At 67.7% G+C, this 15,203-nt stretch carries 13 protein-coding genes; 8 read left to right on the top strand and 5 right to left on the bottom strand.

Features of this window, described 5'->3' with window-relative positions:
• Positions 1-307 precede the first annotated feature (307 nt).
• From NX774_RS12295 to NX774_RS12305, 3 genes are all read right to left on the bottom strand, one after another.
• Positions 308-826, bottom strand: a complete 519-nt coding sequence (locus NX774_RS12295) for a TetR/AcrR family transcriptional regulator (RefSeq protein ID WP_258822463.1) — start codon at positions 824-826, stop codon at positions 308-310.
• Between the two features lie 35 nt (positions 827-861).
• On the bottom strand, positions 862-1,398 hold the full coding sequence (locus tag NX774_RS12300; RefSeq protein WP_258822464.1) for a dihydrofolate reductase family protein: 537 nt from the start codon (positions 1,396-1,398) through the stop codon (positions 862-864).
• A 65-nt stretch (positions 1,399-1,463) separates the two neighbouring features.
• Positions 1,464-2,966: an amidase gene (locus NX774_RS12305; RefSeq protein WP_258822465.1), complete on the bottom strand. Its 1,503-nt coding sequence runs from the start codon at positions 2,964-2,966 to the stop codon at positions 1,464-1,466.
• Positions 2,967-3,090: 124 nt separating this feature from the next.
• On the opposite strand from NX774_RS12305, the gene NX774_RS12310 reads away from it, so the two are divergent.
• The gene (locus tag NX774_RS12310) at positions 3,091-4,080 is read left to right on the top strand and encodes a ferritin-like domain-containing protein (protein WP_258822466.1); all 990 of its coding nucleotides are present in this window, start codon (positions 3,091-3,093) and stop codon (positions 4,078-4,080) included.
• Between the two features lie 50 nt (positions 4,081-4,130).
• Here the strand turns inward: NX774_RS12310 and hpnA are convergent, their stop codons facing one another.
• Entirely contained in the window at positions 4,131-5,132 is a 1,002-nt protein-coding gene (gene hpnA / locus NX774_RS12315; protein ID WP_258822467.1) for a hopanoid-associated sugar epimerase, read from the bottom strand.
• A 169-nt stretch (positions 5,133-5,301) separates the two neighbouring features.
• Between hpnA and ispH the strand changes: the two genes are divergently transcribed.
• The 6 genes from ispH to NX774_RS12345 are packed head-to-tail and all read left to right on the top strand — an operon-like array spanning position 5,302 to position 11,767.
• A complete protein-coding gene (gene ispH / locus NX774_RS12320) occupies positions 5,302-6,246 on the top strand; it encodes a 4-hydroxy-3-methylbut-2-enyl diphosphate reductase (RefSeq protein ID WP_258822751.1) in 945 nt (314 codons plus the stop codon).
• A gap of 11 nt (positions 6,247-6,257) precedes the next feature.
• Positions 6,258-7,388 carry an adenosyl-hopene transferase HpnH gene (hpnH, locus tag NX774_RS12325; protein ID WP_258822468.1) on the top strand — a complete coding sequence of 377 codons (1,131 nt, stop codon included), beginning with the start codon at positions 6,258-6,260 and terminating at the stop codon, positions 7,386-7,388.
• Positions 7,389-7,403: 15 nt separating this feature from the next.
• Positions 7,404-8,504, top strand: a complete 1,101-nt coding sequence (gene hpnI / locus NX774_RS12330; RefSeq protein ID WP_258822469.1) for a bacteriohopanetetrol glucosamine biosynthesis glycosyltransferase HpnI — start codon at positions 7,404-7,406, stop codon at positions 8,502-8,504.
• Entirely contained in the window at positions 8,501-9,931 is a 1,431-nt protein-coding gene (hpnJ, locus tag NX774_RS12335; RefSeq protein ID WP_258822470.1) for a hopanoid biosynthesis associated radical SAM protein HpnJ, read from the top strand. Before hpnI ends, hpnJ begins: the two co-directional genes overlap by 4 nt.
• A gap of 7 nt (positions 9,932-9,938) precedes the next feature.
• A complete protein-coding gene (gene hpnK, locus NX774_RS12340) occupies positions 9,939-10,778 on the top strand; it encodes a hopanoid biosynthesis-associated protein HpnK (protein WP_258822471.1) in 840 nt (279 codons plus the stop codon).
• Positions 10,775-11,767 carry a lysylphosphatidylglycerol synthase domain-containing protein gene (locus tag NX774_RS12345; protein WP_258822472.1) on the top strand — a complete coding sequence of 331 codons (993 nt, stop codon included), beginning with the start codon at positions 10,775-10,777 and terminating at the stop codon, positions 11,765-11,767. The genes hpnK and NX774_RS12345 overlap by 4 nt, the downstream gene beginning before the upstream one ends.
• Positions 11,768-11,869: 102 nt before the next feature.
• Here the strand turns inward: NX774_RS12345 and NX774_RS12350 are convergent, their stop codons facing one another.
• Positions 11,870-12,487: an MlaC/ttg2D family ABC transporter substrate-binding protein gene (locus NX774_RS12350; RefSeq protein WP_258822473.1), complete on the bottom strand. Its 618-nt coding sequence runs from the start codon at positions 12,485-12,487 to the stop codon at positions 11,870-11,872.
• A 108-nt stretch (positions 12,488-12,595) separates the two neighbouring features.
• Between NX774_RS12350 and hpnN the strand changes: the two genes are divergently transcribed.
• Positions 12,596-15,202 (top strand): hopanoid transporter HpnN, encoded by a 2,607-nt coding sequence (gene hpnN / locus NX774_RS12355; protein ID WP_258822474.1) that lies wholly within the window; start codon positions 12,596-12,598, stop codon positions 15,200-15,202.
• The last annotated feature ends 1 nt before the right edge of the window (position 15,203 follow it).

Here is a 15,203-nt window from a genome sequence, read left to right on the forward strand (position 1 = left end):
AGGCGGAGGGTTCAATTCCCTCCGCCTCCACCACTCTATTCAAAGACAAAGGGCCTGTCGGCGTAGCCGGCGGGCCCTTTGTCTTTGAATAGCAGCCGTGAAGCTGAGGAATTGAATCCTCGTCCGGCACGGACGAGGGGTGAGCGGGGGTTTCGAGCCGCATGCGGCGAGCCCGCGAACGGGCTTGCGCTTGCAAGCGCAAGCCCTCTCCAATTCGCCCATTCAAGAAAAATCGCGCAGCGATTTTTTGCCTTACGCCTCCTGTCTATACCCCGCCGGAGCCGCTTCCAGAAAAGCGTGTGAGTCGTCACCGCACCAACATCCCCAACAAGCGATCCAACGCCTGCGCATACCGTTCCCGCAAAGCATCCACCTGCAGCCAATCTCCCCGGCCCGAAACAATGGCCAGGCCACTGCCATGCGCGTGATCGACCAAAATGTCCCGCCACAGCACAAAATCCGGCGTGACCGTGGCCAGCATCGCATCCAGGCGTTCAGTGATCTGACGGGTCACTCCCGCGAACGCTTGCGGCTCGGAGAAAATCGCCAGTGTCAGCTGAGGGTGCTTACCAACGACATCGTGATACCGAACAAGCAGCGCCCGCACCTCCGCGATCGGGTCACGCGCGTCGCCGGTCACTTCCAATACCTCGCCATACACACGGTCCGACAGCGCCCGCAGCAGCCCGGCGCGGTCTTCAACATGGTGGTAAAGGGTCATCGGCGTCACGCCCAGCCGGGACGCCAATGAGCGCATCGTCAACCCTTGCCCTCCGCCCTCATCCAGCATCGCGAGCGCGGTGGCGAGGATATCGTCTCGCGCCACGCCGCTTCCATGCGCCGGGCGCCCGCGTGGCCGACTCATCGCACCACGCGGTATGTGGACTGCACCAATCCTGAAGGAAAGCTGCGGCTGGCCACGAGCTCCAGATCCACGTCTTGCGCCAACTCTCCGAACAAACTCCTCCCACTGCCGATCAGGACCGGCACCGTCGTGATCACCATGTCATCGATGAGTCTGTCTTTGAGAAAGGACTGAACCACCTGCCCGCCGTCCACATAAATGCGGCGAACGCCCTGGCGAGCCTGTTCTTCCATCAGCTCCTGAGGGGCGAGAGCGCAGAACCGAACCTTACCCTCCAGATGCGCGGGCACGGCGGTGCCAGTCAGTTGTCTCGACAGGACGATGACGGGCAGCTCATAGGGCCACGGGTCGAAGGCCGCCACTGTTTCGAAGCTTCCCCGCCCCATCACGATCACGTCCTTGTCGGCGATGAAATCCGTGTAGCCGTGATCCTCGGCGGGATCGTCCCTCTGCAACAGCCATCCGATGTCACCGTTCGGCCGGGCGATGAAGCCATCCAGGCTGATGGCAATGAATACATGCGCAGTCGTCATCGTTGCCCCCTTATTTATACACCGTATATTTTATCAGGAGGCTGCCCGAATCCAAGAACTTTCCGCTAACCGGCGCCCTCCACCCAGCCCGGCAAGCGCCCAAACCACGGCTGTGCCTGCTCCAGCTGATGCGCCAGCTGCAACAACACATCCTCGCTCCCGAAACGTCCGACGAACTGCACGCCAAGCGGCAACCCGTCCGCAGTCCAGTGCAGCGGCACCGACATCGCCGGCGTCCCGGTCAGGTTGGCGAGCTGCGTGAACGGCACGTACCGCAGGCTTTCCTGGGCAATGCCATCGACGGCCTTGTCCAGCAAGCCGAGCCGCGCCAGCACGCCCAGCAAGCCGGTCATTTCCAGGAACCCCAGCACCGCCTTCTGCCCGCCCGGCAGATCCCCGGTGCCGTGCCGCACCGGCGGGTGCGCCAGCGTCGGCGTCAACAGCAAGTCATACCGGGAATGAAACTCGCCCAGCGCGCGGGCAAAGGTATTCCACTGGCCGAGCTGTTGCGTGAGCGTGGGCGCCGACACCGCCGATCCCATGGACACCAGCAAGCGCGTCATCAGCTCCAGGTCCGCCGACGTCGCCCCGGCCGCCTTGGCCGGTGCGACCGCCGCCGGCACCTGTCCAAAATAGATGTGCAGGTAGCTTGCCGCCAGCGCCGCCCCGTCGATGTCGGGCTCGGCCTCCTCCACCTCGTGCCCCAGCTTCGCCAGCAGCTGCGCCGCGTTGCGCACTGCGGCCACCGCCTCCGGGTGCACGCTTGACCCGATCGGCGAGCGCGTCGTGAAGCCAATGCGCAACCTGCCCGGTTCGCGCCGCATCAGCTCGGCATAGGAACCATTGGGCGGCGCGATCACGAACGGATCGCCCGGCTCGACCCCCTGCAGCAGATCCAGCGCCCGCGCACTGTCGCGCACGCTGCGCGACAACACCCCTTCGCTCGACGCACCGAACCACACCTCCGCCGTCGCCGGCCCGGACGACACGCGCCCGCGCGAGGGGCGCAGCCCGAACAAGCCGCAGCACGCCGCCGGAATGCGGATCGAACCGCCGCCATCATTGCCAGCCGCCATCGGCACGATGCCCGAGGCGATCGCAGCCGCAGCCCCACCACTCGATCCGCCCGGCGTGTGGTCGAGGTTCCAGGGATTGCTGGTGCGCCCGAACAATGTCGGATCGGTCACGCCCTTGAGCGCGAACTCGGGCAGGTTGGTCTTGCCAAAGATGACCAGTCCTGCCTCCAGGTAGCGCCGCACCACAGAGGAATGTTGCTGGGGCACGATGCGCTGCATGGACCGGCTGCCGAAGCTGGTCGGAATTCCCGCATAGTGGTGCCCGCCGTCCTTGATGAGAAAGGGCACGCCCGCGAATGGTCCCGGCGCCGGGGCACGGGCCTGGGTGCGCGCCTCCTGCTCCATCAGCAAGCAGATCGCGTTCACCTGTCCGTGCACGCGCTGGTGCTGCGCCAGGGCCAGGTCCAACAATTCAGACGGCGACGTGTCCCCGCAGCCCACCAGCCGGGCAAGTTCGGTGGCGTCGCAGGCAAGGTATTCGGCAAATTTCATAGGCGGCCCTGATGTTGATTGCCTGCAATGAAATATCCGACACGACATCTTGTCAAGACAAATGTGCAGGAACTCCCCGCCGCCGGCGACGCTCTTACCCGCACATGCTGTCAGCGCATTCCCGATGAACGAGCAGACCCTGGAACGATTCGACGTGGTCGAGCTGGTGCCTGGCTTTCGCCCGCCGCCGCAAGCTGCGCGCCCGCCCGCCGGGGCGGCACTGGCCGACGCAAGCCGCCGCGCCCGCGCCTGGACCAGCGACGTCCAGGACGAGCTCAAGCCCGGCACCGAGCGCCACCGCCGCGAGGTCTGCCGCATGTTCCGCGATACCTTCAACCCCTATCGCCCGGCCGTGCTCGACTGGCCCAAGCTCGACGCCGCCACCCTGCAGCGCATCGTCTCGCTGCCGATCTGGGACATCGCGGTCCAGACCGAGGGCAAGGCGCGCCTGCGCATGGCCGCGTACGCGCGCACGCTGGGCGACGCGGACATGCGCGAGGCGCTGGCCCTGAACGCGTGGGAGGAAAACCGCCACAAGGAGGTGCTGTCGAACATGGTGCGCGCCTACGGCGTCCGGCTCGCGCCCGAGGCCGCGTACGAGTACCCGAGCGACCCCGAGTGGGCCTATCTCGTCACCGGCTACAGCGAATGCATCGACAGCTTCTTCGCGTTCGGCCTGTTCGAAGCGGCGCGACGCTCCGGCTTGTTCCCGCCCGAGCTGGTCGAGACCTTCGAGCCCGTAATGCAGGAGGAATGCCGGCACATCCTCCTGTTTGCGAACTGGGCGGCATGGCACCGTGCCCGCTTGCCGTGGTGGCGGCGCGCCCGCTTCGAGCTGAAGGTGCTGGCGGTGTGGGCCTTCCTGGGCTGGGAGCGCATCGGCCTTGCACGTTCGATCGATGCCGAGGGCAATGCGCAGGCGCAGGACAACAACTTCACGGTCCGTGGCGCAAAATCCGTCACGGACGGTGCGATCAAGGTGCGCGACCTGCTGGCCTTGTGCCTGGCCGAGAACGCGCGCCGCTTTTCCGGATACGACGCGCGGCTGCTGCGCCCCACGACCATGCCCCGCCTCGCCCGGCTCGCGCTCAAGTGCATGCGCAAGGATGGCTGAAAGGGCCGCGCAGCGCATCACGGCGGCGCAGCCGTCATCGCGGGCGGCGCTCACTCCAGGTAGCCTTCGCGCGCGAACCAGTCGAGCGCGGCCCGCAAGGCGTGCTGGTGGGCGCGCGGCGCGTAGCCCAGTTCGCGCTGTGCCTTGGCTGACGAAAAATGCATGCGGTTGCGCGACATCTTCAGCCCGTCCGTGGTCAGGAAGGGTTCGCGGCCGGTGATGCGCGCCACCGCCTCGGCGGCGCGCGCGAGCGGGAACAGCGGCGCCACCGGCAACTGCACACGCGGCGCGCGGCGCCCGGTGAGACCAGCGATCTCGCCAAGAAGCTCGCGCAGGCTCAGGTTGTCCCCGCCCAGGATGTAGCGCTCGCCTACCCGCCCGCGTTCGAGCGCGAGCACATGGCCGAGCGCTACGTCCTCCACGTCCACCACGTTCAGGCCGGTCTCTACGAAGGCGGGCATGCGGCCACGCGCCGCCTCGACGATGATGCGGCCGGTTGGCGTGGGCCGCACGTCGCGCGCGCCAATCGGCGTGGACGGATTGACGATCACCGCCGGCAGGCCCTCGCGTTCGACCATCTGCTCGACCAGGCGCTCGGCCAGCACCTTGCTGCGCTTGTAGGCGCCAATGGCCTGCGCGGCGGCCAGCGGTTCGTCTTCGGTCGCTGCCACCGTTTGCGCATCCACCCGCAGCGTGGCAACGCTGCTGGTGTACACAATGCGCTCCACGCCCCGCTGCAGCGCCGCGCGCATCACGTTGCGCGTGCCCTCGACGTTGGTGCGTTCGATCGCGGCCGGGTCGCGCGACCACAGCCGGTAGTCGGCCGCCACATGGAACACATGGCGCACGCCGTCGAGCGCGCGGGCCACGCTGGCCTCGTCGCGCAGGTCGCCTTCGACGATCTCGGCGCTCAGGCCCGCCAGGTTGCGGCGCGGGCTGGTGCCGCGCACCAGCAGACGCAAGCGGTATCCACGCTCCTGCAGCGCGCGCGCCACCGCCGAGCCGATAAAGCCGCTCGCGCCCGTCACCAGCACCCGGTCCTGGCTTGCCATTGCAGGCTCCCTGTTGCGATGCGGCCGATTGTAGCCTTGAGTCGCGCGCACGGCCGCACACCACGCGCGTGAAACTGGGCAGTACGAACCTGCACGAAAAACAGGCATCAAAGCTTGTTTAGGCTGGAGAATCCGGATGCCGCAGCAAAGCAAGGATGGCGCGCAGCCAATGCGCGTGCTCCTGGCGCAGCCACGGGGCTTTTGTGCCGGTGTCGTGCGTGCCATTGAAATCGTCGAACGCTCGCTGCAAAAGTACGGCGCGCCCGTCTATGTGCGGCACGAGATCGTGCACAACAAGGCGGTCGTTGACGGGCTCAGGGCCAAGGGCGCGGTGTTCGTCGACGAGCTCGACGCGGTTCCGGCCGGGGCGGTGACGGTGTTCAGCGCCCACGGCGTGGCCCGGCTCGTCGAGGCCGATGCGACGGCACGCGAGCTACACGTGCTCAACGCGACCTGCCCGCTGGTCACCAAGGTGCACATCCAGGGCCGCAAGTACGCCGCCGCCGGGCGCGTGGTGGTGCTGATCGGCCACGCGGGCCACGCCGAGGTCGAAGGCACGATGGGCCAGATCGACGGGCGCGTGGTGCTGGTGCAGAACGTGCAGGAGGCCGAACAGCTGGACCTGCCGGGCAATACGCCGATTGCCTACGTCACGCAAACCACGCTATCCGTGGACGACACGCGCGACGTGATCGCCGTGCTGCAGCGGCGCTTTCCCGATATCGTCGGCCCCGACGTGCGCGACATCTGCTACGCCACGCAAAACCGCCAGCGCGCGGTGCGCGCCTTGTGCAAGCAGGTGGACGTGCTGCTCATCGTCGGCGCCACCAACAGCTCCAACTCCAATCGCCTGCGCGAGATCGGCACGGAGAGCGGCATTCCCAGCCACCTGCTGGCTGATGGCAGCGAGCTAAACCCGGCATGGGTGCGCGATGCAGGTGTGGTCGGCATCACGGCCGGCGCTTCAGCGCCCGAGGCCATGGTCGAGCATGTGATCGCCGCGCTGCGCAAGCTCGGCCCGGTGGAGGTGTCGTCGATGGACGGGCTGGAGGAACACATCGAGTTCCGGCTGCCGTCCGAACTGGCCGGCGCCCCTGAGGCCGCGTCCCCCTGAGGAGGCTTGGCATGGCGATCCCGCTACTGCAAAAAGCGCTGGTCGGCGCCTACATCGTGCGCAAGCACCTCTCGGGGCAGACCCGCTATCCGCTCGCGCTGATGCTCGAGCCGCTCTTTCGCTGCAACCTCGCGTGTGCGGGCTGCGGCAAGATCGACTACCCAAGCGAGATCCTGGACCAGCGCCTGTCCACGCGGGAGTGCCTGGACGCGGTGGACGAATGCGGCGCGCCGGTGGTCTCGATCGCCGGCGGCGAACCCCTGCTGCACAAGGACATGCCCGAGATCGTGCGCGGCATCGTGGCGCGCCGCAAGTTCGTGTACCTGTGCACCAACGCGCTTTTGATGGACAAGAAGCTGGACCAGTACCACCCCAGCCCCTTCTTCATCTGGTCGGTGCACCTGGACGGCGACGCCCAGATGCACGACCGCTCGGTGTGCCAGCCCGGCGTGTATGAGCGCGCGGTAGCGGCCATCGGCCATGCCAAGGAGCGCGGCTTTCGGGTCAACATCAACTGCACGCTGTTCAATGACGCCCAGCCCGACCGGGTGGCGCGCTTCTTCGACGAGGTGAAGGCCATGGGCGTGGATGGCATCACCGTCTCGCCCGGCTACGCCTACGAACGCGCGCCTGAGCAGCAGCACTTCCTGGCGCGCGGCGCCACCCGCAAGCTGTTCCGCGACATCCTGCGGCTGGGCGATGGCGGGCGGCGCTGGTCGTTCAGCCAGTCCAGCCTGTTCCTTGATTTCCTGGCCGGGAACCAGACCTATCACTGCACCCCGTGGGGCAACCCGGCGCGCACGGTGTTCGGCTGGCAGCGGCCGTGCTACCTGCTGGGCGAAGGCTACGTGCGCACTTTCCGCGAACTGATGGAAGAGACGGAGTGGGACGCGTACGGCACCGGGCACTACGAAAAGTGCGCGAACTGCATGGTCCACAGCGGCTACGAAGCGACCGCCGTCATGGACACGATGAGGCGTCCGCTCAGCGCGTGCCGGGTCGCCATGTCCGGCGTGCGCACCAGCGGCGAAATGGCGCCCGACATTGCGCTGGACGGCCAGCGGCCGGCCGAGTACGTCCACGCGCACCACGTCGCGATCAAGGTGGCCGAGATTCGCGGGCGCCGCGCGAACGGCGCCTGAAGGAACAACACGACGATGGCCACGCTCGGCAGCATCCTCATCCTGGTGGCCACGCTGTACGCGCTCACCGCGCTGCTGTGCCGTCCGCGCACGTGGCGCGGCACGCCAGCGCAGCCGCGGCCGGTGACGGTACTGAAACCGCTCTGTGGCGCCGAGCCGCGCCTGGAAGCCAACCTTGCGCTGCTGTGCGAGCAGGACTGGCCCGAGTACCAGATCGTATTCGGCGTGCGCGACCCGAACGATCCCGCCATCGACGTTGTGCGGCGCCTGGCGCGGCGCTATCCCGCGTGCGACATTGCCCTGGTGGTGGACGCGCGCACGTACGGCACCAACTTCAAGGTGAGCAACCTGATTAATATGGCCAGGCGTGCACGCCATCCCTGGCTCGTCATTGCAGACAGTGACATCGCCGTGCCAACCGACTACCTCGCGCAGGTGACGGCGCCGCTGGCCGACGCGCACACCGGCATCGTCACCTGCCTGTACCGTGGCCGCGCATTCGGCGGCTTCTGGAGCCGCATGGGTGCGCTCTTCATCGACACCTGGTTCGCGCCGTCCGTGCGCGTGGCAAGCGCGTTCGGCAGCACGGCGTTCGGCTTCGGCGCCACGATTGCGCTGCGTGCAGACACGCTGCGGGCGATCGGCGGCTTCGAAGCGTTGCGCGACCGGCTGGCGGACGATTACTGGCTCGGCGCATTCACACGCGAACTGGGACTGGCCACCGTGCTGTCGCCGCTCTGTGTGGCCACCGATGTGGTCGAGCACAGCTTTGCCCAACTATGGACACGCGAACGGCGCTGGATGCAGACGATCCGTTCGATCAACCCGGCCGGCTATGCGTTCTCGTTCATCACCTTCACCTTTCCCATGATCGCGCTCGGACTGTGGTTGAGCCCAGGCAGCTGGCCCGTGGCCTTGTTGGCTGGCGTGGCACGCTGCGCGCTGCACCTGCGCCGCCCTGCGCCACGGCTCGTGCTCTACGCGCCGCTGCGCGACTGCCTGCTGCTCGCAACCTGGTGCGCGGGCTTTGCCGGCGCGACCACGCGCTGGCGCCGCCAGGCGGTGCCGATCGACGCCGCGCCACGCCCGCACCTGACGAGAGGACCGATCCGATGAAGACCCTGTTCCTGCAAGCGCCCTCCTTCGACGGTTTCGACGGCGGCGCCGGCTCCCGCTACCAGGCCAAACGCGAGATTCGCTCGTTCTGGTACCCCACCTGGCTGGCCCAGCCCGCCGCGCTGGTGCCCGGCAGCCGCCTGCTCGACGCGCCCGCCGATGGCCTGTCGGTCGCGCAAGCACTCGCCATCGCCAGCGACTACGAACTCGTCATCCTGCACACCAGCACGCCATCGTTCCCCGCGGACGCGCGCTTTGCGGAACTGCTCAAGGAGCGCAATGCCGCCACGTTGGTAGGCATGGTCGGCGCCAAGGTTGCCGTCGATGCCGAAGGATCGCTGCGCGCGAGCCGCGCCATCGACTTTGTCGCGCGCGAAGAGTTCGACTACACCTGCCGCGACATCGCCCAGGGCATGCCGCTGGCGCGGGTGGATGGCATCAGCTACCGCGCGCAGGACGGCGCCATTTGCCACAACCCGCCGCGCGCAATGATCGAAAACATGGACGAGCTGCCCTTCGTCTCGCCCGTGTACAAGCGCGACCTGGACATCCACAACTACTTCATCGGCTACCTCAACTACCCGTACGTGTCGCTGTACACCGGGCGCGGCTGCCGCTCGCGCTGCACCTTCTGCCTGTGGCCGCAGACGGTTGGCGGCCACCGCTACCGCACCCGTTCGCCCCAGAACGTACTGGAAGAGGTCCGCTGGATCAAGGAGAACATGCCCGAGGTGAAGGAGATCATGTTCGACGACGACACCTTCACCGACTTCAAGCCGCGCGCCGAGGAGATCGCGCGCGGGCTCGGCAAACTGGGTGTGACATGGTCGTGCAACGCCAAGGCCAACGTGCCCTACTCCACGCTGAAGGTCATGAAGGATAACGGGCTGCGCCTGCTGCTGGTCGGCTACGAGTCCGGCGACGACCAGATCCTCCTGAACATCAAAAAGGGCCTGCGCACCGACATCGCGCGCCGCTTTGCCGCCGATTGCAGGGCGCTCGGCATCACCGTGCACGGCACATTCATCCTGGGCCTGCCGGGCGAAACGCGCGAGACGATCGCCAAATCGATTGCGTTCGCCAAGGAGATCAACCCGCACACGATCCAGGTATCGCTGGCGGCGCCCTATCCCGGCACGCGGCTGTACGAGCAGGCGGTCGAGAACGACTGGATCCCGCCCAACAGGACGATCAACCTGGTCAACGAAAGCGGCGTTCAGCTTGCGGCGATCAGCTACCCGCACCTGTCCAGCGAGGAGATCTATCACGGCGTCGAGGCGTTCTACAAGAGCTTCTACTTCCGGCCCGCCAAGATCTGGGAGATCGTCAGCGAGATGCTGGGCAGCTGGGACATGACGCGCCGCCGCCTGCGCGAAGGCGTCGAGTTCTTCCACTTCCTGCGCTCGCACGGGGCGACCCACTCGTGAGGAAACGGTGGCCGCGCGTGGTCCTGGCCTGATCATCACGGCCGACGACTTTGGTCTCCACGTGAGCGTGAACCTGGCGGTGGAGCGCGCCTTTCGCGAAGGTGTGCTGACCACGGCCAGCCTCATGGTCGGCGCACCAGCCGCCGCCGACGCGATCGCGCGTGCGAAAGCCAACCCCAGCTTGCGCGTGGGGCTGCACCTGGTGCTGGCCGATGGCCGCGCGACGCTGCCGCCGCGCGCCATTCCGGACCTCGTAGACGCCGACGGCAACTTCGGCACCCGGATGGTGCGCGAAGGCTTTCGCTTCTTCCTGCTGCCGGCGGTGCGGCGCCAGCTGGCCGCCGAGATCGGCGCGCAGTTCGAAGCCTTTGCCGCCTCGGGCCTGGCGCTCGACCACGTGAACGCGCACCGGCACTTTCACCTGCATCCCACGATTTTGTCGATGCTGATCGATATCGGCCGCCCGTTTGGCCTGCGCGCCATCCGCCTGCCGCGGGAGGCGCACACGCCGGCATGGCTGGCGCCGTGGCTGGCCCTGCTCGCCCGGCGGCTTGCGGCAGCGGGCATCGCGCACAACGACTACACGCTCGGCATCCGCCAGTCCGGCAGGTTCGACGAGCACGCATTGCTGGCTGCGCTGTCGCACCTGCCGGCGCACGGCATCGGCGAGATCTACCTGCACCCGGCCACGCAGTCCGGCAGCGCGGTGTCGCGTACCGCGCCCGGCTACCGCCATGCGGACGAGCTGGCGGCGCTCACCTCGCCGCGTGTCCTGCGCGTGCACCACATGCTACGCCAGCACGGCTTTCGGTTCGGCGGCTTTGCGGACCTGGCCCATGCGCCATGAAGCGGCTGGTGGTGTTGGGCGGCGTGGCCGGCCTGCTGCTGCTCACGGCACTGGTCCTGTACGAGGGCTGGCCCGCGATCGTCGCCGCGTTCCGGCGCGCCGGCTGGCCGCTGCTGTGGCTCGTGCCATTCCACGTGGTCCCGCTGTGTTTCGACACCCAGGCATGGCGCGTGCTCCTGGCGCCGATCAACCGCGCGGGACACGCCAGCTACGGCTTCCTGCTGTGGGTGGCCTCCGTGCGCGAGGCTGTGGCGCGGCTGCTGCCGTCGGTCGGCATCGGCGGCGAAGTGGTCGGGATCCGGCTCGTGCGGCTGCGCCTGTCCGACAGCACGGCCATCGCCGCAACCATCATCGTCGAAGTGATGGTGACGATCGCGGTGCTGTATGTTTTCAGCGGCGTTGGTTTGCTGCTCATCGTGCACCTTGCGTCGGAGCTGGGCCACATCTGGCTGATTGCCGCCAGCCTGCTGCTGACATTGCCGCTGCCGTTGCTGGCGTACTGGATGCTGCGCCGCGGCGCGGTATTCGCGCACATCCAGCGCCTGGCCGCGCGGCTGCTGGGCAAGCGCAGCCAGATCGCACTCAGGCTCGACGGGGTGGGCCTCGACGCCCAGGTGGCGCACCTGTTCGACCAGCCGCGCAGGCTGCTGCGGGCGCTCGGCTGGCAGTTCCCGGGCTACCTCGTCGGCTCGTTCGAGACCTGGTTCGCGCTCCACCTGCTCGGCCACCCGGTTGACGTCACCGCGGCGGTGGCGATCGAGGCGCTGACCCAGGCCACGCGCCACGCCGCATTCCTCGTGCCCGCCGGGCTGGGCGTGCAGGAAGCGGCCGTGGTCCTGTTCGGCTACCTTGCCGGTGTTGGCGGCGACGTGGCGCTGTCGCTTGCATTGGTCAAGCGCATGCGCGAGACACTGTTCGGCGTGCCTGCCCTGCTGTCGTGGCAGTGGGTCGAGACGCGCCAGCTGCGCGCGCGCAGGGCGGGATCGTAGGGTGGGCGGGTCTCCCGCCCACGCGTTCAACCAGCGCCAGAATGTCCCGGTTGCGAGCTACCCAACGTCTGTTTGAACGCGTGGGCAGACAAGCTGCCCACCCTACGCATTGGCCTCGTTGTGCGCGGCCAGGTACTTGATCAGCCCATCGATCCCGCCCTTTGCCAGCTGGCCGCCAAACTGCTGGCGGTACACCACGATCATCCACGCACCCATCATGTTGATGTCGTAGATCTTCCAGCCGGCGTCGGTCTTGTGCACGCGGTAGTCGATCGGCATCGTGTCGCCGCCGCTGACCACCTGGGTACGCACCACGGCATCCGTTGCAGAGGACGGCAGCGCCGCCATCGGCGGGTATTTGAACTGCGTCTGCTGGCCACGGATCTGCATCAGCTGGGTAGCGTAGGTCCTTGCCAGCAAGGTCTGGAACTGCTTGAAGAGCGCGTCGCGCTGCGCCTGCGTCGCCTTGGCCCAGGCCTCCTTGCCCACTGCATACTGCGTGGTGAGCATGAAGTCGGTATTGGGCAGGAACTTCTGCTGCACGATCTGGTAGATCCTGTCGGCGTCGCCCTTGGCGGCGACCGGGTCGTTGTCGATCGCCGCCATCACGCCGTCGATGGTGGCCCGCACCATCCGGTCGGGCCGGCTTTCGTTCTGCTGGGCTTGGACATGGGGCGCGGCGACAACCAGCGCCACCGGTATCCAGACGTAAGGTTTCATGGTGATCCCTCCGCGAACGGCATGCGGCCAAGTATAGCGCGCGCCGTCGCAGTCGCGAGCCGCGTTCGCTGGTCTAACTGGCTTGTCGTGCCCGTGTTCGCCGCACACATGCTGACCACCGCCATTTGCAAAACCATCGACACCTCGATCCGCCATGCCTGGCTGGTGATCGGCGTATTCGTGGTGCTCGTTGCCGCCAGCAGCGTGTTCGTCGCGCGCCATTTCGCCATCAACACGGATGTGGGCAAGCTGCTCAATCCAGAAGCCGAATCAGCGCGGCGCGACGCGCTGATCAGTGCCGCCTTCCCCCAGCGCGCCGACACGACCCTGGTGGTGGTGCGCGCCCCTGCGCCCGAGTTTGCATCGCAGGCCGCGCGCGAGCTGGCCGCTCGACTGCGCACACAGCCGGCGCTGTTCCGCTCGGTCAGCCTGGGCGCCGACAGTGAGTTCTTCGCAAACAATGGCCTGCTGTTTCTTCCGGTGGAGCAGGTCGCCGCTCTCGGCCAGCGACTCACCGACGCGCGGCCGCTGCTGAACGCGCTCGCCCATGACCCGTCCCTGCGCGGCCTGTCCAACCTGCTGGCGGTCACGCTGCTCACGCCGCTGCAAACCGGGCAGCTCAAGCTGGCCGACATGGCACCGCTGCTGGACCGTAGTGCCGATGTCGTGGACACGGTGCTGGTCGGCCGCCCGGCAGCGCTGTCGTGGCGGGCGATGGCCGACGCTGGCGCACCCGAGGGCGGCGTGCACAGCCTGGTCGAGGTGGTGCCGGTGCTGCGCTTTGACGAGCTGCAGCCGGGCGCCGCTTCATCCGATGCGATCCGCGCCGCGGCCGGCCAACTGCAGCTCGCGCGCCGCTATGGCGCGACAGTGGGCCTCACCGGTTCGGTGCCGCTGTCGGACGAGGAGTTCTCGTCGGTGCAGGAGGGATCGACCACCAGCAGCGCCGTCACGGCCGCGTTTGTCCTGCTGATCCTGTGGCTGGCGCTGCGCTCGATGAAGCTGGTGGCGGCGGTGTTCCTGACCATGCTCGGCGGCCTGGCGCTCACGGCCGCACTGGGCCTGCTGCTGGTCGGTTCGTTCAACATCATCTCGGTGGCGTTCGCCATGCTGTTCGTGGGGATCGGCGTGGACTTCGGCATCCAGTTCGGCATGCGCTTTCGCGCACGCTTGCTCGAGATCGGCGACACGCAGGTCGCGCTGCTGGCCGTATCGCGCACGATCTCGCTGCCGCTCACGCTCGCCGCGGTGGCCACCGCGATCGGCTTCTTCGCGTTCCTGCCCACCGCCTATCGCGGCGTGGCGGAACTGGGCGAAATCGCGGGCGTGGGCATCCTGTTTGTCGCCTTCCCCACCTGCCTGACGGTCCTGCCGGCGCTGATCAAGGTACTCAATCCGCCGGGCGCGTCTGCCATGCCGGGCTACCGCTGGCTGGCCCCGGTGGACCACGCGTTCCAGGCCCATCGCAAGGGGCTCCTGTACGGCACCCTCGCGGTCGTGCTGGCCGGCGTGCCGCTGTTGTGGCACCTGCATTTCGACTTCAATCCCCTGCACCTGAAGGACCCGTCGAGCGAGTCCATGAAGACGCTGCGTTCGCTCACGCGCAGCGGCGAGATCGGCATCGACAATGTGCAGGTGCTCGCGCCCACGCTTGCCGCGGCGCGCGCGCTCGGCGAGCGCGTGGCGCAGCTGCCGGAAGTCTCGGGCGTGATGACGCTGGCCAGCTTCGTGCCGGACCGGCAGGACGAAAAGCAGGTCTTGATCGCCGCGCTGGCAGCGACCCTCGATCCGGTGCTGGCGCAGGTGCCGGCACAAGCGGCCGGCGATAGCGAGCGGGTGTCGGCACTGCGCTCGGCGGCGCGCGCGCTGCGCAACGCGGCACTGGATTACCCGGGAGCTGGCGAAGAGCCGGCGCGGCGCCTTGCCGACGGCCTCTCCGCACTGGCCAAGGCGCCGCCCCAGGCGCGCGACCGCGCCGAGCACGCGCTGGCCGATCCGCTCAGGCTTGCACTGGCATCGCTGCGGCAGGCGCTGCATCCGCAACGTGTGACCCTGGAAAGCGTACCGGTGGAATTGCGGCGCAACTGGGTGGCAAGCGACGGCCGCGCGCTGCTGGAAATAGCCCCGAGCAAGCCACCAGGGGTCGAACGCGGCGACGACACCCTGCTGCGCAACTTCGCTGCCGCCGTGCAGCGCGTGGCCCCGGACGCAACCGGTGGCCCGATCTCCGTGCTCAACGCGGCCGGCGTCGTGATCCGGGCCTTCATCCAGGCTGCGGTGCTGGCGGTGCTGGCGATCACGGTACTGTTGTGGATCACCTTCCGCCGCCTGGACGACGTGCTGCTCACGATGGTGCCGCTGCTGGTGTCCTTGCTGTTCACGCTCGAGCTGTGCGTCCTCTTCAACATCAAGCTCAACTTCGCCAACATCATCGCGCTGCCCTTGCTGCTCGGCGTGGGCGTCGCCTTCAAAATCTATTACGTGATGGCCTGGCGCGGCGGCGCGACCGAGCTGCTGCAGCACGGGCTGACGCAGGCGATCATCCTGTCCGCCGCCACCACCGGCACGGCCTTCGGCAGCCTGTGGCTGTCCAACCATCCCGGGACCGCCAGCATGGGCAAGCTGCTGGTGCTCGCGCTCGGGTGCACGCTGATCGGCGCGGTGTTCTTCCAGCCCATCTTGATGGGCAAGCCGCGAGCCAAACCAAGGAGCTAGT

Source organism: Massilia agilis (assembly GCF_024756255.1).
GTDB lineage: Bacteria > Pseudomonadota > Gammaproteobacteria > Burkholderiales > Burkholderiaceae_D > Telluria > Telluria agilis.